We start from the raw sequence: 22,904 nt of genomic DNA on the forward strand, positions 1-22,904 counted from the left end.
CGGGCACAGGCTTGGGTCAGGCGGACTTCTTGGCGTGTTTTTCGGCCAGCTCAAGCAGCGCGGTTTCCAAATCTTTTTCCAGCTGCTGTGCACGCTCGATGTATTTCTTGTTTTCGGCAGTTGGCAGACCCGGGACCCATAGTTCGGCGAGATCGCGAACAGACATCCGGTCATGGTGATAAAAGGTCTGTTCCGCCTGTGCGGCCTCGTACTCACTTAGCCCGACATTCTCCAGAACATAGCGGCCTGCGCGCAATGAGCTGTCGAAAAGTTCCCGCACGATGTCGTTGGCGCCAGCCTGATAGAGCTCGTACACATGCGTCCGGTCGCGGGCGCGGGCGATGATGTGAAGGTCAGGGCGCTGCCGTCTGGCATACCCGACAAGCCGCGTGACTTGCTTGTGGTCATCCATGGCGGCGACAAGGACCGACGCTTTTTCCAACCCCGCAGCGCGCAGCAATTCAGGGCGTGTAGGATCGCCCAGAAACCCTTTGACGCCGAAACGGCGCATCAACTGAATGGTTTCGATATCGTGGTCCAGTACAACCGTCTTGAACCCGCTGGCCCGCACCAGCCGGTTTACAATCTGCCCGAACCGACCAATCCCGGCGATGATGACGGGGCCTTTTTCGTCAATTTCGTCCGGCACAGGTTCTTTGGAAGTGTCGCCGATCTTTCGCGACAGAAGATCGTAGATGATAAACAGAAGCGGTGTGATCAGCATCGTCAAAGCGATGATCATCAGCAGTTTTTGGGACAGGTCGGGGGGGATGACATTCTGTTGCGTGGAAAATGCCAGCAGAACAAAACCAAACTCACCCGCTTGCGCCAAGCCCAAGGTAAACAGCCAGTGATCGCGCCCACGCAACTTGAAGGCCTTGCCCACAAGATACAGGATGATCCCTTTTGCAAGGATCAAAAGAAGCGCCAGACCGATCAGGTCAAGGGGATCATCAAAGAAATAGGCAACATCAATACCGGCACCGACCGTGATGAAGAAAAGCCCAAGCAAAAGCCCTTTGAATGGCTCAAGGTCGCTTTCCATTTCATGTCTGAACTCGGAACTGGCCAGAACCACGCCCGCCAGGAAGGCGCCCAGGGCAGGGGACAGTCCGACGAGGGTCATCAGGAAGGAAATCCCGACCACGATCATAAGCGCCAGGGCGGTATACATCTCGCGCAGGCGGGTCGCGTGGATGAAGCGAAACAGCGGGCGGGTCAGGTAGACACCGGCCAGAATGACAAACACCACTGCCCCGATCGTAACCAGCGTGACGGCCCAACCCGGCAGACCTTCGACCAGAGAAAGGCTGTGATGGTCCGCGCCGTGAAGTTCTCCGGCCCCGCGGTCAATCGAACCATCCGATTCGATATGTGGCATGGCCGGCAAGGCCAGAAGTGGAAGCAAGGCCAAGATCGGAATGACCGCTATGTCCTGCGTCAGCAGCACCGAAAACGTAGCTCGACCGCCATTTGTTCGCATCAGGCCCTTTTCCGAAAGAGTCTGAAGAACGATTGCCGTGGATGACAGCGACAAGGTCAGCCCTACGGCCAGGGCGACCGACCAGGGGTGGTTGGCGTACATTGCCACGGCAGCGATCGCAGCCGTCGACAACGCAACCTGCAACCCGCCCAACCCCAGCAACTTGTCGCGCATATCCCACAGGGCGCGCGGCTCCAGTTCCAGACCGATCAGGAACAGCATCATCACCACACCGAATTCGGCAACGTGCTGAAGGTTTTCCGTTTCCGCGCCGACAAGCCCAAGAACAGGTCCAATGATGATCCCGGCGGCCAGGTATCCCAGCACCGACCCCAGCCCCAGCCGTGCAGACAGGGGAACGGCGATGACCGCCGCTGCCAGATAGATCGAAGCCTGATATAGGAATACGTCCATAGGTGTCCTCTCGGGCCCGTTCAGGTGGGCAGGGGGGCGTCGCGTTTCAGTTGGTCCATTACGATCTGGCTATGGACCCTTGCAACGGCAGGATGCGGCAGGATGACCGAATGTAGCAAGCTGTTGAGCGCGGAAAGATCGTCACAATAGATGTGCAGCAGGTAATCTGCCTCTCCGGTCATCGTCCATGCGCTGGTAATTTCGGGGCGGGTGTCGACCATGCGGGCGAAGCTTGCAGATTGTTCAGGGCCATGTGTCCCCAGATGGACTTGAACAAAGCCTTGCACTTGCAGACCCAGTTTCAACGGGTCCAGCCGGGCGGCATACCCGGTGATGTACCCTTCGGCTTCAAGCCGCTGGCGGCGGCGCCCTGCCTGACTGGGCGACAGGTTCAGCATTTCGCCCAGTTGGTGCGCGGTCAGGTGTGCGTCCTTTTGCAAGGCGGAAAGCAATCGCTTGTCGGTCGCGTCCAGCATGTGCGGAAAAATCCTGCCTTTATTAACTTTTATGCGCGTTTTGCGCACCCATCGGCAGTTTACACGAAAACAATGCGCAGAAACAGCGTCACAAAAGTCATATTTTTGAATCAGCAAAGAAATTCCTGTTTTTGAAGGAGACGCGCCATGGGTCCTTTCCCACACAACGCCCCGAAATCTGTTATCAGCGAAGAAAACCCTGCCGGTACCGATGGGTTTGAATTCGTCGAGTTTGCTCATCCTGAACCGCAGGAGCTGCGTGATCTGTTCTCGAAGATGGGGTTTGACCTGGTGGCCCGCCAAAAAGAAAAACCCGCCGTCGAGCTGTGGCAGCAAGGGGATGTCACCTATATCCTGAACGCGGATCCCGACAGCTTTGCCGCGAGGTTCGTGGATGAACACGGCCCTTGCGCGCCATCCATGGGGTGGCGCGTTGTTGACGCGCAAAAGGCCTATGACCATGCCGTATCGAAAGGTGCAGAACCTTACGACGGCGCTGACAAAACCATGAATGTGCCTGCGATCAAGGGCATCGGCGGATCATTGATCTATTTTATCGATCAATATTACGACACATCGCCATACAATCAGGAATTCGAGTGGATCAAGGAATCCAAACCACGGGGTGTGGGTTTCTTCTATCTCGATCACCTGACGCACAACGTCTACAAGGGCAACATGGACAAGTGGTTCAAGTTCTACGGCGACCTGTTCAACTTCCGTGAAATTCGTTTCTTTGACATTCAGGGCAAGTTCACCGGGTTGTACAGCCGGGCGCTGACGTCTCCTTGTGGTCGTATCCGCATCCCGATCAACGAAGACCGCGGTGAGACGGGGCAAATCGTGTCTTACCTGAAGAAATACAAAGGTGAAGGCATTCAGCATATTGCTGTCGGCAGTGACGATATTTACGCCTCGACCGATGCAATTGCGGAAAACGGCCTGAAATTCATGCCGGGCCCGAACAAGGCATATTACGAGATGTCCAAGACCCGTGTGGCCGGCCACGAGGAACCGTTGGACCGGATGATGAAACACGGCATCCTGATCGATGGTGAAGGCGTTGTCGACGGTGGTGAGACCCGGATTCTGCTACAGATTTTCTCGAAAACCGTCATCGGACCGATCTTCTTCGAGTTCATTCAGCGCAAGGGCGACGACGGTTTCGGCGAGGGAAATTTCCAGGCGCTATTCGAATCCATCGAACGCGAACAGATCGAAAGCGGCGAGATTTCCGCAGCCTGATTGCAACGCACTGACACGCCGGGGGCAGTTCATCTGCCTTCGGCGCTTTCATGTGATGGTTGGTGCGTCAGAAGATCGATTGCCGGTTTTCAGCTGCGCGGCATCGCAAGGGTCACGTTGCGGCCCTTTTTCTGATATCGAAGCTCACTGTCGCTGATCGCGATCACTTTCCCGCCATCAAGGCGGTCTCCGACTTTCAGCTTTTTGTAACGCCCGCTGGGAAGCCGCACCAATGCGCGTCTGTTGGCTGGCGTTCCGTAGACCCCGATCAGGTTCAATCTGCGTAGGTTGATTGCGTTGTCGATCGTGGCTTGTCGTGCGACCGACGCGGTCGAAGGGATTTTGGGTGCGACGGTCTTTGGTTGGAACGATCCTGCTTCATCGGATTTCTGATCCAATGCTGCTGTGGACCCAAGATTCGAACTGTTTGAAACAGTTGATTTGGCAGGGGCCAATCCGGCAGGGCGGGATTTGGGGCGCGGTACTCTTACGACAGCCAAGGCCGTTGGTGCATCATCGACCTGTGGCTTGGTCTGAAGGCTTTCCGGGCGCGCTTTCGGCCGCTTGGATGCCAATTCCTCCAATGACCGGCCACCCAGTTGACCGCGCTCGAAATTCTCGACCAGATCAGCAGGGCGTGGCTTGGGTCGAATGCCTGCCAATCTGTCGTCGACCTCGTCGACCACCGGTTCTTCTTCGAAACGAACCGGAGTTTCAGGCGGAACCTTGGATGGGCGCCCCAGATAAACAACAACCCCCTCCGGATTTACGGTGCCTTCCGGTGTTGGCACGACCAAGCCGTTCTCATCCAGATCAAACCGAGTGCCCGCAATGTTGGGGGATACGTCGGGTTCAAAAGGAGCGTCGGTGTCAAAACTGGGGTCGGGCGGTAGGGCAACCGCATCCTCGAACAGATCGGCGTTGTCGAGTGATGCCAGATACAATTCCTGCGGTTCAACAGTTTCGGGTATTTCCGGTGCCGCTGGCGCTGTCGTGCTTATGCCCGTAACGGCCTCGACGCTTCTTTGCGTCTCGGGGTCCTGAGCGACGGATTCCACCGCGGTAGGGGCAACTTTGAGGGCCTCCAGAATGGCTGCATCTGTGGCAGTCAGATCCGGCTGCGTGCCGGTCTCGGTTTCCGAGGCCTCGTTCGCAGGCTCTTCGGCGTCATCGGTCGCAAGGTCCGGAACGACTTGTTGCGGGGTTTCCAGCGCAGCCGTGTCCAGTTCTGGTTCAGGCAGGGGCTCTGCGGCCGGTTCAGAAGTTGAAACCGCAACCTGCGCCGGGCTCTGTTCGGCCTGATCCTGTTCAGGGTCGGACCCCGATGCCAGCCATACGCCAACAAGCCCACCTACGAGAAGCACAGCGGCAAAGACCGGAATGGCAGACCGGTTTACCCTTGAAGATGCATCAAGGCTTTTCGCTGTTTCCCGGGGTACTCGGAAAGCCTCGGGCGCGGCGGTGCCGGCAATCGGATGGGTGGGCAGGCCGGAATCATCAGCCTGTTCAACTGCGTCCATTTCCACCGGAGATGGCTGGTTTTCCGGGTGTGACAGATCGGAAGCGTCCGAGGTTTCGCGAAACAACGCCTCGCGCGGGAACGCGCCCTCTTTGTCTTCGGCAGTGAACGCCACCACCACAAAACCATGTTCCGAGGCAAAGGTCCGTGCTTCGGCCAGAGTTTCAACCGCCACGGCAGCAACATAGGTCGTGTCACCTTCGGTGTGACTGTCATAACTCAGTTCCGACAGGGCGTAAGGCGTGGCCTCAGTCAGCGCAGTTTCGATACGTTCCGTCCGGTCTTGCGGTGGCACCCCATCGGTCGAAAGCTGTAGAAACCGAACCTGATCTTCTGGCAGCACGAGCTTGCAGCTCAGATCATTTTCCAGCGCAAATGCCTTTTCCCGTAACGCCTGTATCTGTGCGGACAAGTCCGGAACATCCAGCGGAATCGTACCGACGACAAACCAGTCGTCATCGGAGCGGTGGTGCAGTGTTATTCCGGTCGCAGAAAAAGACAGCGCAAAGGCGGGTTTCATATTCCGGAGGAACCATAATTATCAATGTCAATGCAAACGACTTTGCGTTTGCAGACTGACATTAAAGCAGGAACCCGCCGAGGGAAAGAAAAAGGCGGTATCCCCTCTTGTATCGCAAGGGCCCGTCAACCCATCTAGAAGCAGAGTAATTTGGAGTGATAACCTTGAAGACATTCGCTTTTCTGGCCGCGATGATGGCGGCTGCGGCTGCCGGGGCCGCTCATGCGGAAGAACGTCGCATCAGCGTTGATGCAACCGGAACAGTGCAGATTGCGCCTGATATGGCGACGATAACCCTGGGCGTGACCAACGAAAACGCCGAAGCCTCGGCTGCGATGCAGGCGACGTCGGATGCCGTTTCCAAAGTCCTGGCGCGTCTGGCCGAGATGGGTATCGAAGATCGTGACGTCCAGACACGGGATCTGTCATTGTCCCCCGTCTGGTCGGGTCGTCATGGACAGAATGGGGAGACACCCGAAATCACCGGCTTTACTGCGTCCAATCGCGTGTTTGTGCGTGTGCGCGACCTGACCCAACTGGGGAAGATCATGGACGCGGTCATTCAGGACGGCGCCAATGATTTCGGGGGTTTGAGCTTTGGCGTGCAGGATCCCAACCCGATCGAGGCGCAGGCGCGTGCCAAGGCCGTTGGCGAAGCCACGGCCAAAGCACAGCAGTTAGCAGAGGCAGCGGGTGTGACGCTTGGTCCGGTTCAGTCGATCTCGGAACAAACAGCTGGCATTCGTCCGATGGCAGAAATGCGCGCGCTGAGCATGGCGGATGCGGGTGGTGTTCCCGTTGCGGGAGGCGAGGTCTCGGTTTCCGTCAGTGTCTCGATGGAATTCGAGATTTCAGACTAAGATCACGCTTTCGCACGGGCCATCAGCGGTTTGCGCTGCTGGCCCGTGCCGTCAAAATTGTCGGACGACAGCCAGGCTTCGAATGCATCGCGAATGCGCGGCCATTCGGTGTCGATGATCGCGTACCATGCCGTGTCCCTGTTGCGGCCTTTGTAGTGGGTCGCCTGCCGAAACACCCCTTCGAAAGTAAATCCCAGCCGTTCAGCGGCATTGCGTGACGGTGCATTCAGTGCGTCGCATTTCCACTCGTATCGGCGATAGCCGAGCTCATCGAAAACCCGCTTCATCATGAGGTACATGACCTCGGTCGATTGCGGCTTGCGTTGCAGCAGCGGCGAGAAGTGGATGTGGCCGACTTCGATGGCACCCGCTGCGGGTTCGATCCGAAGATAAGAGGCCATGCCCACCGGTACTTCGTCCGCATCCAATACGGTATGAAACATCGGGTCCGCATCCATGCAGTTGGCGCGGGCCCAGTCTTCAAATTCCGGTTCGCTGACAAACGGGCCATAGGGCAGGTATGTCCAGTTGCGGCCATCCCTGTCATTGGCAAACGCCCGAAAAAGTCCGGGCGCATGGCGATTCACATCCAGCGGCACGACAGAACAGTACCGGCCTTCCATCGGTGTATAAGGCGGCGTCGGGCGCGGAAAGTCACCCGACACCGGCAAACCGATGGGCTGGCCAAGGTCGTTTGTGTCGTGCCCGGCCATTGTCAGGCGCTGGCCTTGGCGAGGGCCTGATCAAGGTCCGCGATCAAGTCGTTCACGTCTTCGATGCCGATAGACACCCGCACAACACCGGGGCCCGCGCCCGCGGCTTCCTGTTGTTCCGGCGTCAGTTGTCGGTGGGTGGTCGAGGCCGAGTGGATGATCAACGAGCGGGCATCGCCCAAATTGGCCACGTGGCTGAAGATTTCCAGCGCGTTGACCAGTTTGATACAGGCGTCATAACCGCCCTTCACCGCAAAGGTGAACAGTGCACCGGCGCCACGCGGATACTGTGATTTGACCCGGTCCTTGTAAGGTGATGACGGCAATCCCGCATAGGTGACGTATTCCACGCGGTCATCCGCTTCCAGCCACGCTGCGATTTTCTGGGCGTTTTCGACGTGACGCTCCATCCGCAGCGACAGTGTTTCGATCCCCATCAGCGTGTAATGGGCTGCCTGCGGGTTCATGGTCATGCCCAGATCACGCAGACCGATGGCAATGCCGTGGAAGGTGAAGGCCAGCGGGCCAAAGGTCTCGTGGAACTTCAGGCCGTGATAGGCAGGCTCGGGTTCGCTCAGTGACGGGAATTTGTCATTCGCGGACCAGTCGAACTTGCCAGAATCCACGATGCACCCGCCTGTGACGGTTCCGTTGCCGGTCAGGTACTTGGTGGTAGAATGCACAACCAGTGTCGCGCCGTGCTCGATCGGACGGCACAGGTAGGGCGTGGCCGAGGTGTTGTCGACAATCAGCGGAATGCCCGCTGCATCAGCAACATCCGCCAACGCACGGATATCAGACACGTAACCGCCCGGATTGGCGATGGATTCGCAGAACACGGCGCGGGTGTTTTCGTCGATGGCATCCTTCACGGCGTCCAGATCATCGGTGTCCACGAACTTGGCGGACCAGCCAAAGCGTTTGATCGTCTGGCTGAACTGCGTGACCGTACCGCCATACAAACGGGTCGAGGCGACCACGTTGCAGCCGGGCCCCATCAGCGGGAACAGCGCCATGATCTGCGCCGCATGCCCGGACGAGCAGCACACCGCCCCGACGCCGCCTTCAAGCGTCGCCACGCGTTCCTGCAGAACGGCGACGGTTGGGTTGGTCAGGCGGGAATAGATAAAGCCTACCTCTTGCAGGTTGAACAGGGCCGCTGCGTGGTCCGCATCCCGGAACACATAGGCCGTGGTCTGATAGATCGGTGTCTGGCGTGCTCCGGTCGCCGGGTCGGGGCGGGCACCCGCATGAATTTGCAATGTGTCGAAACCGTAGGTCGGGCCGTCAGACATCGTGAAAATCTCCTGTTGGTATCTGTCTTGCGGAATCTGTAGGCCATTGCCCGCCTGCGCACAACGATCCTGTCAGCGCAGCCAGAGGCCTTTGCTTTTGATCGCGTTGCGCAGTGCCTGTTCCCGCCGCGGCAGATTGTCCTGATCAAAGAGCGCACGGATTTTTTCGCCTTTGCCCTGAAGAACCAGCTTTTTCAGCGGATCATACTGTTTGAGCACTTTTTTGACCTTGTTGGGGGCCACGACGGTTTCCAGCACATCGATCACGTGATCGCTTTCGCGGGCATAAAGCAAAGGGAACAGGCGATAGTGGCAGCTGACGGACCCATCCAGAAGCCCGTCCGGCAAAGCATCTCGCCCACCGCCGAAAGAATGAATGACCAGCGGCAGAGCTGCCTGATCCAGCCATGGGTCAAGGTTCTGGCCCGTCAGTTCGGGAATGTTTTCATCCCGGATCGTTCTTGCGTAGTCCAGGTACCGTTCACCGAACATCCTGGGGCATTTGTAAAAGAAGTAACCCGCGTTGAAGTAAAGGTATCGCCGCCAGTAACCATCGGGTTGGTCCGGATCCACCGAGCTTTCGAAATCCAACCCGAAGCGTGCATAAAGCGCCCGCCAGATACCGTCAAAGCCGGGGCCGTACAGCGTCGGCTTTGGCCACGTGCCCTCGACCTTCAGTGAGGCTCCAGGGCGGTCGAAATCGAACGGAACGCTTGTGATGTCGCCGGTGATCAGCGTGTCCGTATCGAAGAACACAAAGGGTTCATCTTCCGGCAGGGCCAACAAAGCCTCGATCTTGTTGCCATATGGGTAGCTTTCGCCAAAAACATGCGAGTCGAAGGGCAGGATTTCGGCATCTAGCTGTTTCAGGGCTTTCAGAACGTCTTCGTCCTGGATGCCGGGGTTGTGGGTCCAGCGCGGGCCCGGGTTGGGTGTGGCGACAAACAGCCGGCCTTTGAACCCGGGCGAACAATGGCGAAGCGAGGCCGCGAACAACAGGGCCTCATATTGCAGGCGGTTGTTTTGCCCGACAACCGCGATGTTGAATTTCCGAGAACTTGCCTGCATCTATGCCCATTCCTGAAAGCTGCCGGAACCGGCACCCTTTGATCCGGGTTACAGCAAGCGGGGTGGGGCGTCAAAAGCCGAAAGTTTGATTTCTTGTTATCTATGGCATTCCTCTCATCGCGCCGAGGAAGGGCTCAGCAAGGTCATTTCGCGGATTTTCCGAGGTTGGCCCGGTTCATGTCGAAAGGTGAAATCGGTGGCGTGCGATGCTCACAGAACCTTGTTTGCCAATCCCCGCACATCCCTTTCTTGGCCAAATCCTGCCTTTGGACCCAATGTTTCAACGCTTTTCATGCTTAATCCGCGGGCGAAGTGCCCAAAAACACAGTTGTTTTTGCAAGGCTTTTCATTTTTTGACCATTTGGCAAATTTTACCAATTGATAAAAAATTTATTTGTGGCAAGCTGAGAGCATAACAAACATATCTACAGGGAGTAGAGTGATGGCACAGGGCCAGATGGCACCCGGTATCGTAGCCGGGCGGCTTTCAAGCGATGAGCTGACCTCGAATTTCACCGATCTGCACCCGCCGCTTGCGCAGCATGAGGCCGCAGTAGCCGCAGATCGCTGTTATTTCTGCTATGACGCGCCATGCGTGACGGCCTGTCCAACGGATATCGATATCCCGTTGTTCATTCGCCAGATTCAAGCCGGTCAACCGCAATCAGCAGGGCGCACGATTCTGGAACAGAATATTCTGGGCGGAATGTGCGCTCGGGTCTGTCCAACCGAAACGCTGTGCGAAGAGGCCTGCGTTCGCGAGGCCGCCGAAGGCAAACCGGTTGAGATCGGGCGCCTGCAACGTTTCGCCACCGATGAAATCATGGCCTCGGGTGTGCATCCGTTTGAACGTGCGCCTTCGACCGGCAAGACAGTTGCCGTTGTGGGGGCCGGGCCTGCGGGTCTGGCCTGTGCCCATCGGCTGGCGATGCTGGGCCATGACGTGGTGATCCACGAAAGCAAGCTCAAACCCGGCGGCCTGAATGAATATGGTATCGCGGCCTATAAATCGACCAACGATTTTGCACAGGCCGAGGTGGACTGGCTGCTGAAAATCGGAGGGATTGCAATCGAGACCGGTTCGGTTTTGGGCGAAAGCATCTCATTGGATGGGCTGGTCGAAAACTACGACGCGGTGTTTCTGTCCATCGGTCTTGCCGGTGTCAACGCCTTGCGTGCAGGCGGCGTCGACAAGGACGGTGTGCGGGCCGCGGTCGATTTCATATCGGACGTGCGGCAGGCCAGCGACCTTGCCGATCTGCCCGTTGGACGGAATGTGGTCGTCATCGGCGGGGGCATGACGGCTGTGGATGCCGCCGTGAAATCCAAGCTTCTGGGCGCCGAAAACGTCACGATTGCCTATCGCCGCGGCCGGGATGCCATGGGGGCCAGCCGGTACGAGCAGGACCTGGCAGCGTCGCATGGCGTTCGGATCATGACCAATGTTCAGCCGGTGGCCATCCACGGCAATGGTACCGCGACCGAGATCGAGCTGGAATATACATCCAGCCAGAACGGTCAGCTCATCGGCACCGGAGAAACGATCCGCTTGCAGGCCGATCAGGTTCTCAAGGCCATTGGACAGACCTTGGAGGGCGCGCCCGAAGGCCTGACGCTGGATGGCAACAAGATCGCCGTCAGCGGCGCTGGCCGAACCTCCTTGGCTGGTGTCTGGGCCGGCGGTGACTGCGCTGCGGGCGGCGAAGATTTGACCGTAACGGCCGTTGCCGAAGGTCGGGACGCAGCGATGGACATCCACGCAACGCTCGTTTCGTGATAGGGTGGGGTATTCACCCCATTCCTTTCGCTGCTGAGGTATTCCCATGTCCCAGATCGAACAAGCCGTTGCTCAACACTATACCACCGGTGCACTGACCGAACGCGTCCGCGCGGCGCTTGAGGCCAGCGGCATCGACCCGGATGCGGCCACGGTCGCTGATCTGAAGGCGGGGGATGAATTCCATACAGGCGGCGTTCTTGCGACCGACAACCTGTTTGCGCAACTTTCCCCGACCCATGCGACACGCGTTCTGGATGTCGGATGCGGTATCGGAGGCACATCCCGGTACATAGTGGACAAATATGACTCAACGGTGACAGGGGTCGATCTGACGCCCGAGTTCGTGGAAACCGCAACTGCGCTCAGCGATCTGGTCGGACATTCCGAAAAGACCAGCTTTCACGTTGGCAGTGCTCTGGACATGCCTGTGCCGGATGCCGGGTTCGACCTTGCCGTCATGATGCATGTGGGCATGAATATCGAAGACAAAGCGGGGCTGTTTGCGGAAGTGTCACGTGTTCTGGCCACCGGTGGCACCTTTGCCCTGTTCGACGTCATGGGCGGAGAGGTGGATGAGCCGCTGGATTTTCCGCTTCCCTGGTCCACTTTGCCGGAAACCTCCTTTGTTCACGCGCCGGAGGTATACAAAGACGCCGCGGCCGCGGCTGGTCTTGAGCTGGTTGCCGAAACAGACCGCACTGCGTTTGCGATCCAGTTCTTCGAAGACGTGTTTGCCAAGATAGCCGAGACCGGACCAGCGCCGCTGGGAATCCACCTGATGATGGGCGAAACGGCGCCCGAAAAGTTCCAAAACTACGTCAAAAACCTCAAGGCCGGGCGTATTCGCCCGACCGAAATGATATTCAAAAAAACCGGCTGAGCCGGGAAGGGAGAAGCCATGGCCGATCTGACGACAAACTTTCTGGGTATTTCCAGCCCCAACCCGTTCTGGCTGGCCTCTGCGCCGCCGACGGACAAGGAATACAATGTGCGCCGTGCATTTGAGGCCGGGTGGGGCGGGGTTGTCTGGAAAACGCTGGGCGCCGAAGGACCTCCGGTTGTGAACGTGAATGGCCCGCGCTATGGCGCAATCTACGGGGCCGACCGCCGTTTGCTGGGCCTGAACAATATCGAGCTGATCACGGATCGCCCTCTCGAAGTGAACCTCGAGGAAATGGCGCGGGTCAAATCCGATTACCCGGATCGCGCCTTGATCGCGTCGATCATGGTTCCGTGCGAGGAAGAAGCATGGAAGGCCATTCTGCCACGCGTGGCAGAAACCGGTGCGGACGGGATCGAGCTGAACTTCGGCTGCCCTCATGGGATGAGCGAACGCGGCATGGGCTCGGCCGTGGGGCAGGTTCCGGAATATATCGAGATGGTCACGCGCTGGTGCAAACAGTATTACGACCGCCCGGTCATCGTTAAGCTTACGCCGAACATCACTGACATCCGCAAACCGGCTGCGGCAGCCAGAAACGGTGGCGCGGATGCGGTGTCGCTGATCAACACCATCAATTCGATCACCAGCGTCAATCTGGACACGTTCAGCCCTGAACCGTCCATTGACGGCAAAGGCAGCCACGGTGGGTATTGCGGCCCCGCCGTCAAGCCCATTGCATTGTCGATGGTGTCCGAGATCGCGCGGGCCGAGGCGACGCGGGGCCTGCCGATTTCCGGCATCGGCGGCGTCACCACTTGGCGTGACGCGGCCGAGTTCATCTCGTTGGGTTGCGGCAACGTTCAGGTGTGCACCGCTGCGATGACTTATGGCTTCAAGATCATCGACGAACTGACGGCAGGGCTGTCGGAATGGATGGATGAGAAGGGTTATTCCAGCATAGATGAAGTGATCGGACGTGCGGTGCCCAATGTCACCGACTGGCAGTATCTGAACCTCAACTACGTCGCCAAGGCGAAGATCAATCAGGATCAGTGCATCAAGTGTGGCCGGTGTTATGCGGCCTGCGAAGACACCAGCCACCAGGCGATTTCCATGTCCGAGGACCGCGTCTTTGAGGTGATGGATGACGAATGCGTCGCCTGCAACCTCTGCGTCGATGTTTGTCCGATCGAAGGCTGCATCGATATGGTGCCGATGGCAGCGGGCGAGGTTGATCCCCGGACCGGAAAAGAAGTTCAGCCAACCTATGCGAACTGGACGACGCATCCGAACAACCCGATGGCCAAGGCGGCCGAATGAGGGGATTGCGACAGATCGTAAAGGGGCCGTTTTTTCGGCCCCTTTTTTCAGGGGCTCAGAAGTTTGCGGTACAACGTGTCAACAAAAGTTTCTGCGCCCTCGAACGGATCTTCGTTGCCCAGAATTGCACGAACCTGAACATCGAAATCTGCATAGTGCTGCGTCAAGGCCCAGATCGAAAACACCAGGTGGTAGGGGTGCACCCGCGCGATTTTTCCCTGATCCATCCAGCCGGTAAGGATCGTGACCTTTTCGTCGACCAGTGTCTTGAGGTCATTGGACAATGCATCGTGAATACGCGGCGCGCCCTGTACAAGCTCGTTGGCAAAAAGGCGGCTTTCCCGTGGTAGCTCCTGACTCATCTGCAACTTGCGCCGAATGTATGCCAGGATTTCCTCCATCGGATCGCCATTGGCGTCCAGATCATGCAGCGGAGCCAGCCAGGTATCCAGCAGGCCGGACAGCAATTCAGTATGGATCGCTTCTTTTGATGGGAAATAGTACAGCAGGTTCGGCTTGCTCAGACCTGCTTCTGCCGCGATCTGGTCTACGGTTGCGCCGCGAAACCCGTGGGCTGAAAACACGTTCAGAGCGGCCTCTAGAATCGCGGCGCGGTTCTTTTTCTGAATACGGGTTGGTGCGCGGTCTTTTGGCATGTTTTCAGCGTGTCTCTTTTTTCGTCGAACAGGTGCGGGACGTACTGAAAATTTCAGCTGAACCGCGCAAATTCTTGACTGATACCGAACCCGTGATAGCGTGAGTTTGACCATATGGTCAAATCAAGACATCAAAAGCGAGCCAACTCGCCAGCAAACAGGGAAGATGAACATGGCAGCTCCGGCGCAGAATCTCAGGATCAATGGCGACAGGTTGTGGGACAGCCTGATGGAGATGGCCAAGATCGGCCCGGGTGTCGCTGGTGGCAACAATCGCCAGACCTTGACGGATGAGGACGCGGAAGGCCGCGCCTTGTTCCAGAAATGGTGCGAGGAAGCAGGGTGCACCATGGGGCTTGACCAGATGGGCAACATGTTTGCCCGCCGCGAAGGCACTGACCCGGACGCGCTGCCGGTTTACGTGGGATCGCATCTGGATACGCAGCCGACAGGCGGTAAGTTTGACGGCGTGCTGGGTGTCCTGGGAGGGCTGGAACTGATCCGGACGCTGAACGACCTGGGGATCAAGACGAAACATCCGATCGTCGCCACCAACTGGACAAACGAAGAAGGCACGCGTTACGCGCCGGCGATGCTGTCTTCGGGCGTATTTGCCGGGATGCACACGCAAGACTGGGCATACAACCGCGAAGATGCTGAGGGCAAAAAGTTCGGGGATGAGCTGAACCGGATCGGCTGGCGTGGTGATGAAGAGGTGGGCGCCCGCAAGATGCACGCGTTCTTTGAACTGCATATCGAACAGGGCCCGATCCTTGAAGCCGAAGGCAAGGATATCGGCGTCGTCACCCATGGTCAGGGGCTGAGCTGGACGCAGATCACGGTAACAGGCAAGGACGCGCATACCGGATCGACACCGATGCCGATGCGCAAGAATGCCGGGCTGGCCATGGCGCGGATCCTGGAGAAAGTCGACGAGATCGCATGGTCTCATGCTCCGCATGCGGTGGGCGCGGCGGGGCATATCGATGTCTACCCGAACTCACGCAATGTGATCCCGGGCAAGGTGGTGTTTACGGTCGATTTCCGCTCGCCCGAGCTGGAGGTGATCACCGACATGGAAAACCGCCTGCGGGTGGCTGCCGAGGACATCGTTGACGAAATGGGTCTTCAGATCGAATTCGAGAAAGTCGGCGGGTTCGATCCGGTGAAATTTGACGATGCTTGCGTATCGGCCGTGCGAAACGCAGCCGAACGGCTGGGCTATTCGCACACTGATATCATCTCGGGCGCGGGGCATGATGCCTGCTGGATCAACCGGGTTGCGCCGACCGCGATGATCATGTGCCCCTGTGTTGACGGGCTGAGCCACAATGAAGCCGAAGAAATCAGCAAGGAATGGGCCGCAGCCGGGGCGGATGTACTGCTGCATGCCGTGGTCGAGACTGCCGAAATCGTGGAATAGGGGGCGCTGCCCCCGTCGCCCTAAGGGCGACTCCCCCGGGATATTTTTGGCCAGATGAAGCAAGCGGCGCAGACCGCATCAGGGAGTTCAAAATGAGTACTGTCATCAAAAACGGAACCGTCGTCACCGCGGATTTGACTTACAAGGCGGATGTATTGGTCGAGGGCGGCGTGATCACCGAAATCGGTATGAACCTGACGGGGGACAAGGAACTGGACGCAACCGGCTGTTTTGTGATGCCGGGCGGGATTGATCCTCATACCCATCTCGAAATGCCGTTCATGGGCACCTATTCCAGTGATGACTTTGAAAGCGGGACGCGGGCGGCCCTGGCGGGCGGTACCACCATGGTTGTCGATTTTGCACTGCCCAATCCGGGTGAAAGCCTGCTGGATGCGCTGAAACGTTGGGACAACAAGTCGACCCGGGCGAATTGTGATTATTCGTTCCATATGGCGGTGACCTGGTGGGGGGAACAGGTGTTCGACGACATAAAAACCGTGATCGAGACGCGCGGTATCAACACCTTCAAGCATTTCATGGCCTACAAGGGCGCGCTGATGGTGAATGATGATGAGCTGTTCGCCTCGTTCAAGCGTCTTGCCGAGCTTGGCGGTACCGCCCTGGTGCATGCCGAGAATGGGGATGTGGTGGCAGAACTGAGTGCCAAGCTGCTTGCTGAAGGCAATACCGGCCCCGAGGCACATGCGTATTCGCGCCCGCCGCAGGTGGAAGGTGAAGCCACCAATCGGGCGATCATGATCGCGGACATGGCGGGTGTCCCGCTGTATGTTGTACACACCTCGTGCGAAGAGGCGCACGAAGCCATCCGCCGGGCAAAAATGCAGGGTAAACGGGTGTGGGGAGAGCCCCTGATCCAGCACCTGACATTGGACGAAAGTGAATATTTCAATCAGGATTGGGACCACGCGGCGCGACGGGTCATGAGCCCTCCCTTCCGCAACAAACAGCATCAGGACAGCCTGTGGAATGGCCTGCAATCGGGAACGCTGAGCGTGGTTGCAACCGATCATTGCGCCTTTACAACCGAACAGAAACGCTTTGGCGTCGGGGATTTCACCAAGATCCCGAACGGCACCGGCGGGCTGGAAGACCGGATGCCGATGCTGTGGACACATGGGGTCAACACTGGGCGTCTGACGCCGAATGAATTCGTGGCTGTCACTTCAACAAACATTGCCAAGATATTGAATTGCTACCCTAAAAAGGGTGCGGTTCTGGTTGGGGCGGATGCTGATCTTGTTGTCTGGGATCCTGAGAAAAGCAAGACGATCAGCGCCGCGTCGCAGCAATCTTCGATCGACTACAATGTGTTCGAGGGCAAAGAGGTCAAAGGTCTGCCGCGCTTTACCCTGACGCGGGGTCAGGTGGCGGTGCATGACGGTGAAATCCGGACGCAGGAAGGTCATGGGGACTTTGTCGCGCGTGAGGCGAACACCACCGTCAACAAGGCGCTGAGCACCTGGAAAGAGCTGACCGCCCCAAGACCCGTCGAGCGGACAGGAATTCCGGCGACCGGTGTTTGATCAGTTGGGGCCACTTTGCTGGCGGCCCTGACACCACTCTTTTCAAGGCAATAAAATGAACACTGAAAGCACGACCCAGCCCGTCATCGAGGCAAGGCAGCTGGACCTGACATTCCAGACCAATGATGGGCCAATACACGCGCTTAAAGACGTGAACCTGACAATCGACAAGGGCGATTTCGTCAGTTTCATCGGGCCGTCCGGCTGTGGCAAAACCACCTTTCTGCGCTGTATCGCAGCCCTTGAGACTCCTACGGGCGGGACGCTGACCGTCAATGGCATGACGCCTGATGAGGCGCGTCGAAACCGGGCGTACGGGTATGTCTTTCAGGCGGCGGGCCTATATCCTTGGCGCACCATTGCAAAGAACATAAAACTGCCTCTTGAGATCATGGGATACCCTGCTGCCGAACAGGATGAGCGGGTGAGAAAGGTTCTGGAACTAGTTGATTTGGAAGGGTTTGGCGGCAAGTTTCCCTGGCAGCTGTCCGGTGGGATGCAGCAGAGGGCCAGTATTGCTCGGGCCCTTGCGTTCGACGCGGATATCCTGCTGATGGACGAGCCGTTCGGGGCGCTGGATGAGATCGTGCGGGACCATCTGAACGAGCAGCTTCTTGAGCTTTGGGCGCGTACGGAAAAGACGATCGGATTTGTGACGCATTCGATTCCCGAGGCGGTTTATCTGAGTACAAAGATCGTGGTGATGAGCCCACGGCCCGGGCGGATCGCCGATGTGATTGACAGCCCGCTGCCCAAGGAACGGCCGCTGGACATTCGCGACACCCCGGAATTCATCGAGGTCGCGCATCGGGTGCGCGAAGGTTTGCGGGGTGGGCATTCCAATGACGGCTGAGCTGAATGCGGATAAGATCCGGCGCGCGGCGCCAGACGATGTGCCTGCCTGCGCCAAGGTTGTTCATGACTGGGCCACGCAAACGGACTGGATGCCCGACGAACTTCCTGTCGACGAGCTGGCAAAGCTGATCAGTGACGTATTCGACAGCCGCGAAATGTGGGTCGCAGGTGATCCGGTCGATTGCTACATGTCAGTGGACCCGGCACAGAATAAAATCGGCGCGCTGTATTGCAGCCGGACGGGGCAGGGTATCGGCAAGCGCCTTGTCGACAAAGCAAAAGAGGGCCGAAATTTTCTCTGGCTGACGACGCACCGGCCCAATACGGCGGCGCAACGTTTTTATCGCCGTGAAGGGTTTGAAGTGACGGCCGAGGAACCCCCTGTGCCGCCGGATACCGTGCCCGTATATCGGATGGAGTGGCGTGCATGAAGCAAGTCACCGCCGTATTCACCGTCATCGCCGCAATTGTTTTGTTCTGGTACGTGGCCTGTATTCCGATGAACATAAAGGGCGTGTTGACCGAACAGGAACGCGCGGGGGCCATCGTGCAGCCGCCATCCGCCAAGGACCGGCGGGACATGTCTGAGGTTGGTCTTGTTTTGAACAACACATTCGCCATCCCGGCCACGTGGGAACAGGACAGGCCTCGTTTGCCGGCCCCGCATCAGGTCGCCGTGGAAATGTGGGAAACGACGGTCCAGAAAAAGATCACTTCGAAACGGTCGCTGATCTATCATGGCTGGGTCACGCTCAGCGCGACGATGCTTGGGTTTGCGATTGGCACCGGCCTGGGGATCCTTCTGGCCGTGGGTATCGTGCATAGCCGCGTGATGGACCTGTCGGTCATGCCATGGGCCATTGTCAGTCAAACCATTCCGATCATCGCGCTGGCGCCGATGATCATTGTGGTGCTGTATTCCGTTGGTATCCAGGGCATCATTCCCAAGGCGATAATATCGGCCTATCTGAGTTTCTTTCCGGTTGTCGTCGGCATGGTCAAGGGCCTGCGCAGCCCCGATGCGATGCAGCTGGACTTGTTGCGGACGTATAACGCCAGCCGGTCTCAGGGCTTTTGGAAATTGCGCCTGCCGGCATCCATGCCGTATCTGTTCACCTCGCTGAAAATCGGGATCGCCGCGTCGCTGGTCGGCGCCATTGTTGGTGAGCTTCCGACAGGGGCTGTTGCCGGTCTGGGCGCGCGGTTGCTTGCCGGCAGCTATTACGGTCAGACGGTACAGATCTGGTCGGCCCTGTTCGCGGCTGCCATTCTGGCGGCGTGCCTGGTCGGGTTGCTGGGGCTGATTGAACGGGCCGTATTGAAACGGATGGGGATGGCGCAATGATACTGGTTTTGTGTGCTGTCCTGCTTTGGCTTTTGGGCTGGTGGTTGAACAGCCGGTTGGCCTGCGGGCCTTATGCTGACACCCGAATGGTGCGGTTTCTGGCCCCGCTGATCTTTGGCCTGACGGTCATCGGGATCTGGGAGCTTCTGGTGCGCGGGCTTGAGGTTCCTCTGGTCATCCTGCCAGCGCCGTCGGTGATTGCGGTGCGGTTTGCGGACAGCCTTCCGATCCTGTGGGCTGACTTTGTGCAGACCATCATCAAGGGCGCGCTCAGCGGCTATGTCATCGGGTGCATCGCGGCCTTTCTGATGGCGATTGCGGTGGATCGCTGGGATTTCCTGCGTCTGGGCCTGTTGCCGGTCGGCAATTTCGTGGCCGCCCTGCCGATTGTCGGAACCGCCCCCATTCTGGTGATGTGGTTTGGGTTCGACTGGCACTCCAAGGCGGCGGTGGTGGTTGTGATGGTGTTCTTTCCGATGCTCGTCAACACCGTGGCAGGCCTGCGGGAAGCCACCTCGATGCAGCGCGATCTGATGGAAACCTATGCCGCAACCTATTGGCAGAGCTTCATGAAACTGCGTTTGCCCGCAGCGATGCCTTTCATTTTCAACGGGTTGAAGATTTCCACCACTTTGGCTCTGATCGGCGCTATCGTGGCCGAGTTCTTCGGTTCACCGACACTTGGTATGGGGTTCCGGATCTCTACCAGTGTCGGGCAATTGTCGCTGGACATGGTCTGGGCCGAAATCGTTGTTGCGGCACTGGCCGGCACGGCCTTTTATGGGCTGGTGGCGGGGATCGAAAAAGTGGTGACCTTCTGGCACCCGTCACAGCGCGGATAAAACAAAGAAATCAACAGACCCCGAAATTGGGGCACAACAAGCAACTAGGAGAAATGAAGATGAACAAGCTACTCAGCGGGGCGGTTGCCGCCTTTAGCCTGGCAGCCAGTGCGGCGCTGGCGGCGGATGAGGTGACATTGCAACTGAAATGGGTCACGCAAGCACAGTTCGCGGGCTATTATGTTGCCAAGGACAAGGGCTTTTACGAAGAAGAGGGGCTGGACGTCACCATTCTGCCCGGCGGGCCTGACATCGCTCCGACGCAAGTGATTGCAGGCGGTGGTGCCGATGTGACCGTCGAATGGATGCCTGCCGCGCTGGCTGCCCGTGAAAAAGGGCTGCCGCTGGTGAACATCGCGCAACCGTTCAAAAGCTCGGGCATGATGCTGACCTGCTGGAAAGACGCCGGGATCTCGTCGCCCGAAGACCTCAAAAACCGCACGCTGGGTGTCTGGTTCTTTGGCAACGAGTTTCCCTTCATGAGCTGGATGAGCCAGTTGGGCATCAGCACCGATGGCAAAAGCGAAAACGGAGTGGAAGTTCTGAAGCAGGGCTTCAACGTCGACCCGTTGCTTCAGCGTCAGGCGGATTGCATCAGCACCATGACCTACAATGAATACTGGCAGGTCATCGATGCCGGTGTCAGCCCGGATGAGTTGGTGACCTTCAAATACGAAGACCAGGGCGTGGCAACGCTGGAAGACGGTCTCTATGTGCTGGAAGAGAACCTGAGCGATGCGGCTTTCGCCGACAAGATGGAGCGGTTCGTGCGCGCGTCGATGAAGGGCTGGAAATATGCCGAGGAGAACCCGGACGAAGCGGCGGAAATCGTTCTGGAAAACGATGCAACCGGTGCCCAGACGGAAGAGCACCAAAAGCGTATGATGGGTGAGATCGCCAAGTTGACCGCAGGGTCGAACGGCGCGCTGGACCCGGCTGATTTCGACCGCACCGTCAACACATTGCTGGCAGGCGGGTCTGATCCGGTTATTACCAAAAAGCCCGAAGGGGCCTGGACACATCAGATCACCGATGCTGCACTGAATTGATCTCAGCCTTTCCTTCGGGAGTTGAAGCGCGGTCCCAAGCGGGGCCGCGTTTTTCATTCTAAATGCCGGATATGTGTCTGTACTCGACCTGAAATCAGAGTAGTATTTACCTGTAAACGAGCGCATTTCATACGAAATGTGAATTCAATGGGATAAAATGCAGGGATTTGCATCAGAATTCAGCTCTGCTATCGCGCTGATCTTTGAGGGAGACTCAGAGCTGTGGGCGATTGTGCTGTTGTCCCTGAAAGTATCCGTGTTTGCGGTTCTGATTTCTGCCCTGATCGGCATGCCCGTCGGTGCCGCCCTGGCTGTGGCCAGGTTTCCGGGGCGGAGGATGCTGATCGTTCTGATGAATGCCCTGATGGGGTTTCCGCCCGTGGTCGTGGGGCTGCTGGTCTATCTGATGCTGTCCCGTTCCGGCCCGTTGGGTGTGCTAGAGCTTTTGTATACCCCGACGGCCATGATCATTGCGCAGGTCGTGTTGGTCACTCCCATTATCGCGGCATTGACCAGGCAGGTGGTCGAAATGCTGGCCGAGGAATACTCTGAACAGCTGCGATCATTGGGCGTGTCGCGGCTGGCATCGGTTCCCGTGCTTCTCTGGGATGCGCGGCTGGCACTGGTTACGGCCTTGCTTGCGGGGTTTGGGCGCGCCATTGCCGAGGTCGGTGCGGTGATCATCGTGGGCGGCAACATCAATCATGTGACGCGCGTGATGACGACAACGATCGCGTTGGAGACGTCAAAGGGAAATCTGGCGCTGGCTCTGGCGCTGGGGGCAATCCTGATTGGGATCGCGGTGGCCGTGAACGCGATGGTCAGCGCGGTCAGCCTGCGGGCCGAACGGGAAGGGGTACGTCATGCGTGACCTGTTCTGCGACGCGGTGAATTGCCTGAAAGTCGAGAACCTGCAAATCCGCAGTAACGGCAAGGCGTTGTTGGACGTCTCGTCATTGGTTCTGGATGGGCCGGGGCCAACCTTGATTCTTGGCCCCAACGGTGCAGGCAAAAGCCTGTTGCTGCGCTGCTTGCACGGTTTGATCACGCCGGATCGGGGGCAGGTCGTCCAGGGTGGAAAACCGCTGGGCGCGGCACAGAAAGCCCGCCAGGCGATGGTGTTTCAGAAACCGGTTCTGCTGCGTCGATCAGTTGCGGCCAATCTTGACTTCGTTCTCAAGCGTCAAGGCATGGGGCGAAGGGCCCGTAAGGCCCGTATCGCCGAATTGCTGGCCGAAGGCGGGCTGGACGGCAAGGCCAGACAACCCGCGCGGTCATTGTCCGGGGGAGAAGCGCAGCGATTGGCGATTCTCCGTGCGCTGGCGCTGGACCCCGAGACCTTGTTTCTGGACGAGCCCACCAGCGCCTTGGATCCAAGCGCGACCCAGATGATCGAACGAATGATATTGCGGGCATCGGCTCGGGCCGTGCGGATCGTAATGGTGACGCATGATATCGGTCAGGCACGTCGTTTGGCCTCGGACGTGGTCATGATGCAGGGCGGGCATATCGTGGAACATGGTGTGGCAAAACAGGTTTTGGATTCACCCGAAAGCGATGCGTCGCGCCGCTATTTGGCGGGCGGATTGGTTACTTGAAACTGAGAAAGCG

21 protein-coding genes are annotated in these 22,904 nt (G+C 58.1%); 14 read left to right on the forward strand and 7 right to left on the reverse strand.

Annotation, left to right across the window (positions count from 1 at the left end; translation table 11 throughout):
• Positions 1-16: 16 nt before the first annotated feature.
• Together FIU92_RS05915 and FIU92_RS05920 are read right to left on the reverse strand one after the other, a co-directional pair.
• Positions 17-1,897 (reverse strand): monovalent cation:proton antiporter-2 (CPA2) family protein, encoded by a 1,881-nt coding sequence (locus FIU92_RS05915; RefSeq protein WP_152457685.1) that lies wholly within the window; start codon positions 1,895-1,897, stop codon positions 17-19.
• 20 nt (positions 1,898-1,917) lie between these two features.
• Complete coding sequence (locus tag FIU92_RS05920) at positions 1,918-2,373, reverse strand: Lrp/AsnC family transcriptional regulator (protein WP_152457686.1); 456 nt, start codon at positions 2,371-2,373, stop codon at positions 1,918-1,920.
• Between the two features lie 147 nt (positions 2,374-2,520).
• Between FIU92_RS05920 and hppD the strand changes: the two genes are divergently transcribed.
• Positions 2,521-3,618 (forward strand): 4-hydroxyphenylpyruvate dioxygenase, encoded by a 1,098-nt coding sequence (gene hppD / locus FIU92_RS05925; RefSeq protein ID WP_152457687.1) that lies wholly within the window; start codon positions 2,521-2,523, stop codon positions 3,616-3,618.
• A gap of 89 nt (positions 3,619-3,707) precedes the next feature.
• On the opposite strand, the gene FIU92_RS05930 is transcribed toward hppD, so the two are convergent.
• Complete coding sequence (locus FIU92_RS05930; protein WP_152457688.1) at positions 3,708-5,657, reverse strand: hypothetical protein; 1,950 nt, start codon at positions 5,655-5,657, stop codon at positions 3,708-3,710.
• Positions 5,658-5,812: 155 nt separating this feature from the next.
• Between FIU92_RS05930 and FIU92_RS05935 the strand changes: the two genes are divergently transcribed.
• Positions 5,813-6,517 carry an SIMPL domain-containing protein gene (locus FIU92_RS05935; protein ID WP_254705362.1) on the forward strand — a complete coding sequence of 235 codons (705 nt, stop codon included), beginning with the start codon at positions 5,813-5,815 and terminating at the stop codon, positions 6,515-6,517.
• Between the two features lie 2 nt (positions 6,518-6,519).
• Here the strand turns inward: FIU92_RS05935 and FIU92_RS05940 are convergent, their stop codons facing one another.
• The 3 genes from FIU92_RS05940 to FIU92_RS05950 all read right to left on the reverse strand — a co-directional run bounded on the left by FIU92_RS05940 (position 6,520) and on the right by FIU92_RS05950 (position 9,593).
• Positions 6,520-7,230 carry a GNAT family N-acetyltransferase gene (locus FIU92_RS05940; protein ID WP_152457690.1) on the reverse strand — a complete coding sequence of 237 codons (711 nt, stop codon included), beginning with the start codon at positions 7,228-7,230 and terminating at the stop codon, positions 6,520-6,522.
• A 2-nt stretch (positions 7,231-7,232) separates the two neighbouring features.
• Positions 7,233-8,525, reverse strand: coding sequence for an O-acetylhomoserine aminocarboxypropyltransferase/cysteine synthase family protein (locus tag FIU92_RS05945; protein WP_152457691.1), 1,293 nt, complete (start codon positions 8,523-8,525; stop codon positions 7,233-7,235).
• A 72-nt stretch (positions 8,526-8,597) separates the two neighbouring features.
• Entirely contained in the window at positions 8,598-9,593 is a 996-nt protein-coding gene (locus tag FIU92_RS05950; RefSeq protein WP_152457692.1) for a hypothetical protein, read from the reverse strand.
• 442 nt (positions 9,594-10,035) lie between these two features.
• Here FIU92_RS05950 and FIU92_RS05955 point away from each other — a divergent pair, with 442 nt between their 5' ends.
• From FIU92_RS05955 to preA, 3 genes are read left to right on the forward strand one after another with little or no spacing between them, the layout of a single operon-like run.
• The gene (locus FIU92_RS05955; RefSeq protein ID WP_152457693.1) at positions 10,036-11,370 is read left to right on the forward strand and encodes an NAD(P)-dependent oxidoreductase; all 1,335 of its coding nucleotides are present in this window, start codon (positions 10,036-10,038) and stop codon (positions 11,368-11,370) included.
• Positions 11,371-11,416: 46 nt separating this feature from the next.
• A complete protein-coding gene (locus FIU92_RS05960; RefSeq protein ID WP_152457694.1) occupies positions 11,417-12,253 on the forward strand; it encodes a methyltransferase domain-containing protein in 837 nt (278 codons plus the stop codon).
• A gap of 18 nt (positions 12,254-12,271) precedes the next feature.
• Positions 12,272-13,576 carry an NAD-dependent dihydropyrimidine dehydrogenase subunit PreA gene (gene preA / locus FIU92_RS05965; RefSeq protein ID WP_152457695.1) on the forward strand — a complete coding sequence of 435 codons (1,305 nt, stop codon included), beginning with the start codon at positions 12,272-12,274 and terminating at the stop codon, positions 13,574-13,576.
• Positions 13,577-13,623: 47 nt separating this feature from the next.
• Here preA and FIU92_RS05970 read toward each other — a convergent pair whose 3' ends face one another.
• Entirely contained in the window at positions 13,624-14,232 is a 609-nt protein-coding gene (locus FIU92_RS05970; protein ID WP_152457696.1) for a TetR family transcriptional regulator C-terminal domain-containing protein, read from the reverse strand.
• 172 nt (positions 14,233-14,404) lie between these two features.
• Between FIU92_RS05970 and FIU92_RS05975 the strand changes: the two genes are divergently transcribed.
• The 9 genes from FIU92_RS05975 (at position 14,405) to FIU92_RS06015 (ending at position 22,891) form a co-directional block, all read left to right on the forward strand.
• Positions 14,405-15,655, forward strand: coding sequence for a Zn-dependent hydrolase (locus tag FIU92_RS05975; RefSeq protein ID WP_152457697.1), 1,251 nt, complete (start codon positions 14,405-14,407; stop codon positions 15,653-15,655).
• A 92-nt stretch (positions 15,656-15,747) separates the two neighbouring features.
• Positions 15,748-17,202 (forward strand): dihydropyrimidinase, encoded by a 1,455-nt coding sequence (gene hydA, locus FIU92_RS05980; RefSeq protein ID WP_152457698.1) that lies wholly within the window; start codon positions 15,748-15,750, stop codon positions 17,200-17,202.
• A 55-nt stretch (positions 17,203-17,257) separates the two neighbouring features.
• Entirely contained in the window at positions 17,258-18,055 is a 798-nt protein-coding gene (locus tag FIU92_RS05985) for an ABC transporter ATP-binding protein (RefSeq protein WP_152457699.1), read from the forward strand.
• Positions 18,045-18,488: a GNAT family N-acetyltransferase gene (locus FIU92_RS05990; protein ID WP_253283446.1), complete on the forward strand. Its 444-nt coding sequence runs from the start codon at positions 18,045-18,047 to the stop codon at positions 18,486-18,488. The genes FIU92_RS05985 and FIU92_RS05990 overlap by 11 nt, the downstream gene beginning before the upstream one ends.
• Positions 18,485-19,402, forward strand: coding sequence for an ABC transporter permease (locus FIU92_RS05995; RefSeq protein ID WP_152457700.1), 918 nt, complete (start codon positions 18,485-18,487; stop codon positions 19,400-19,402). Before FIU92_RS05990 ends, FIU92_RS05995 begins: the two co-directional genes overlap by 4 nt.
• On the forward strand, positions 19,399-20,244 hold the full coding sequence (locus tag FIU92_RS06000; protein ID WP_152457701.1) for an ABC transporter permease: 846 nt from the start codon (positions 19,399-19,401) through the stop codon (positions 20,242-20,244). Before FIU92_RS05995 ends, FIU92_RS06000 begins: the two co-directional genes overlap by 4 nt.
• A 59-nt stretch (positions 20,245-20,303) precedes the next feature.
• The gene (locus FIU92_RS06005; protein WP_152457702.1) at positions 20,304-21,293 is read left to right on the forward strand and encodes an ABC transporter substrate-binding protein; all 990 of its coding nucleotides are present in this window, start codon (positions 20,304-20,306) and stop codon (positions 21,291-21,293) included.
• Positions 21,294-21,450: 157 nt separating this feature from the next.
• Positions 21,451-22,164 carry an ABC transporter permease gene (locus FIU92_RS06010; protein WP_152457703.1) on the forward strand — a complete coding sequence of 238 codons (714 nt, stop codon included), beginning with the start codon at positions 21,451-21,453 and terminating at the stop codon, positions 22,162-22,164.
• Positions 22,157-22,891, forward strand: a complete 735-nt coding sequence (locus FIU92_RS06015) for an ATP-binding cassette domain-containing protein (RefSeq protein WP_152457704.1) — start codon at positions 22,157-22,159, stop codon at positions 22,889-22,891. Before FIU92_RS06010 ends, FIU92_RS06015 begins: the two co-directional genes overlap by 8 nt.
• The last annotated feature ends 13 nt before the right edge of the window (positions 22,892-22,904 follow it).

It is taken from the genome of Ruegeria sp. THAF33 (assembly GCF_009363615.1).
In the GTDB taxonomy this organism is placed as follows: domain Bacteria; phylum Pseudomonadota; class Alphaproteobacteria; order Rhodobacterales; family Rhodobacteraceae; genus Ruegeria.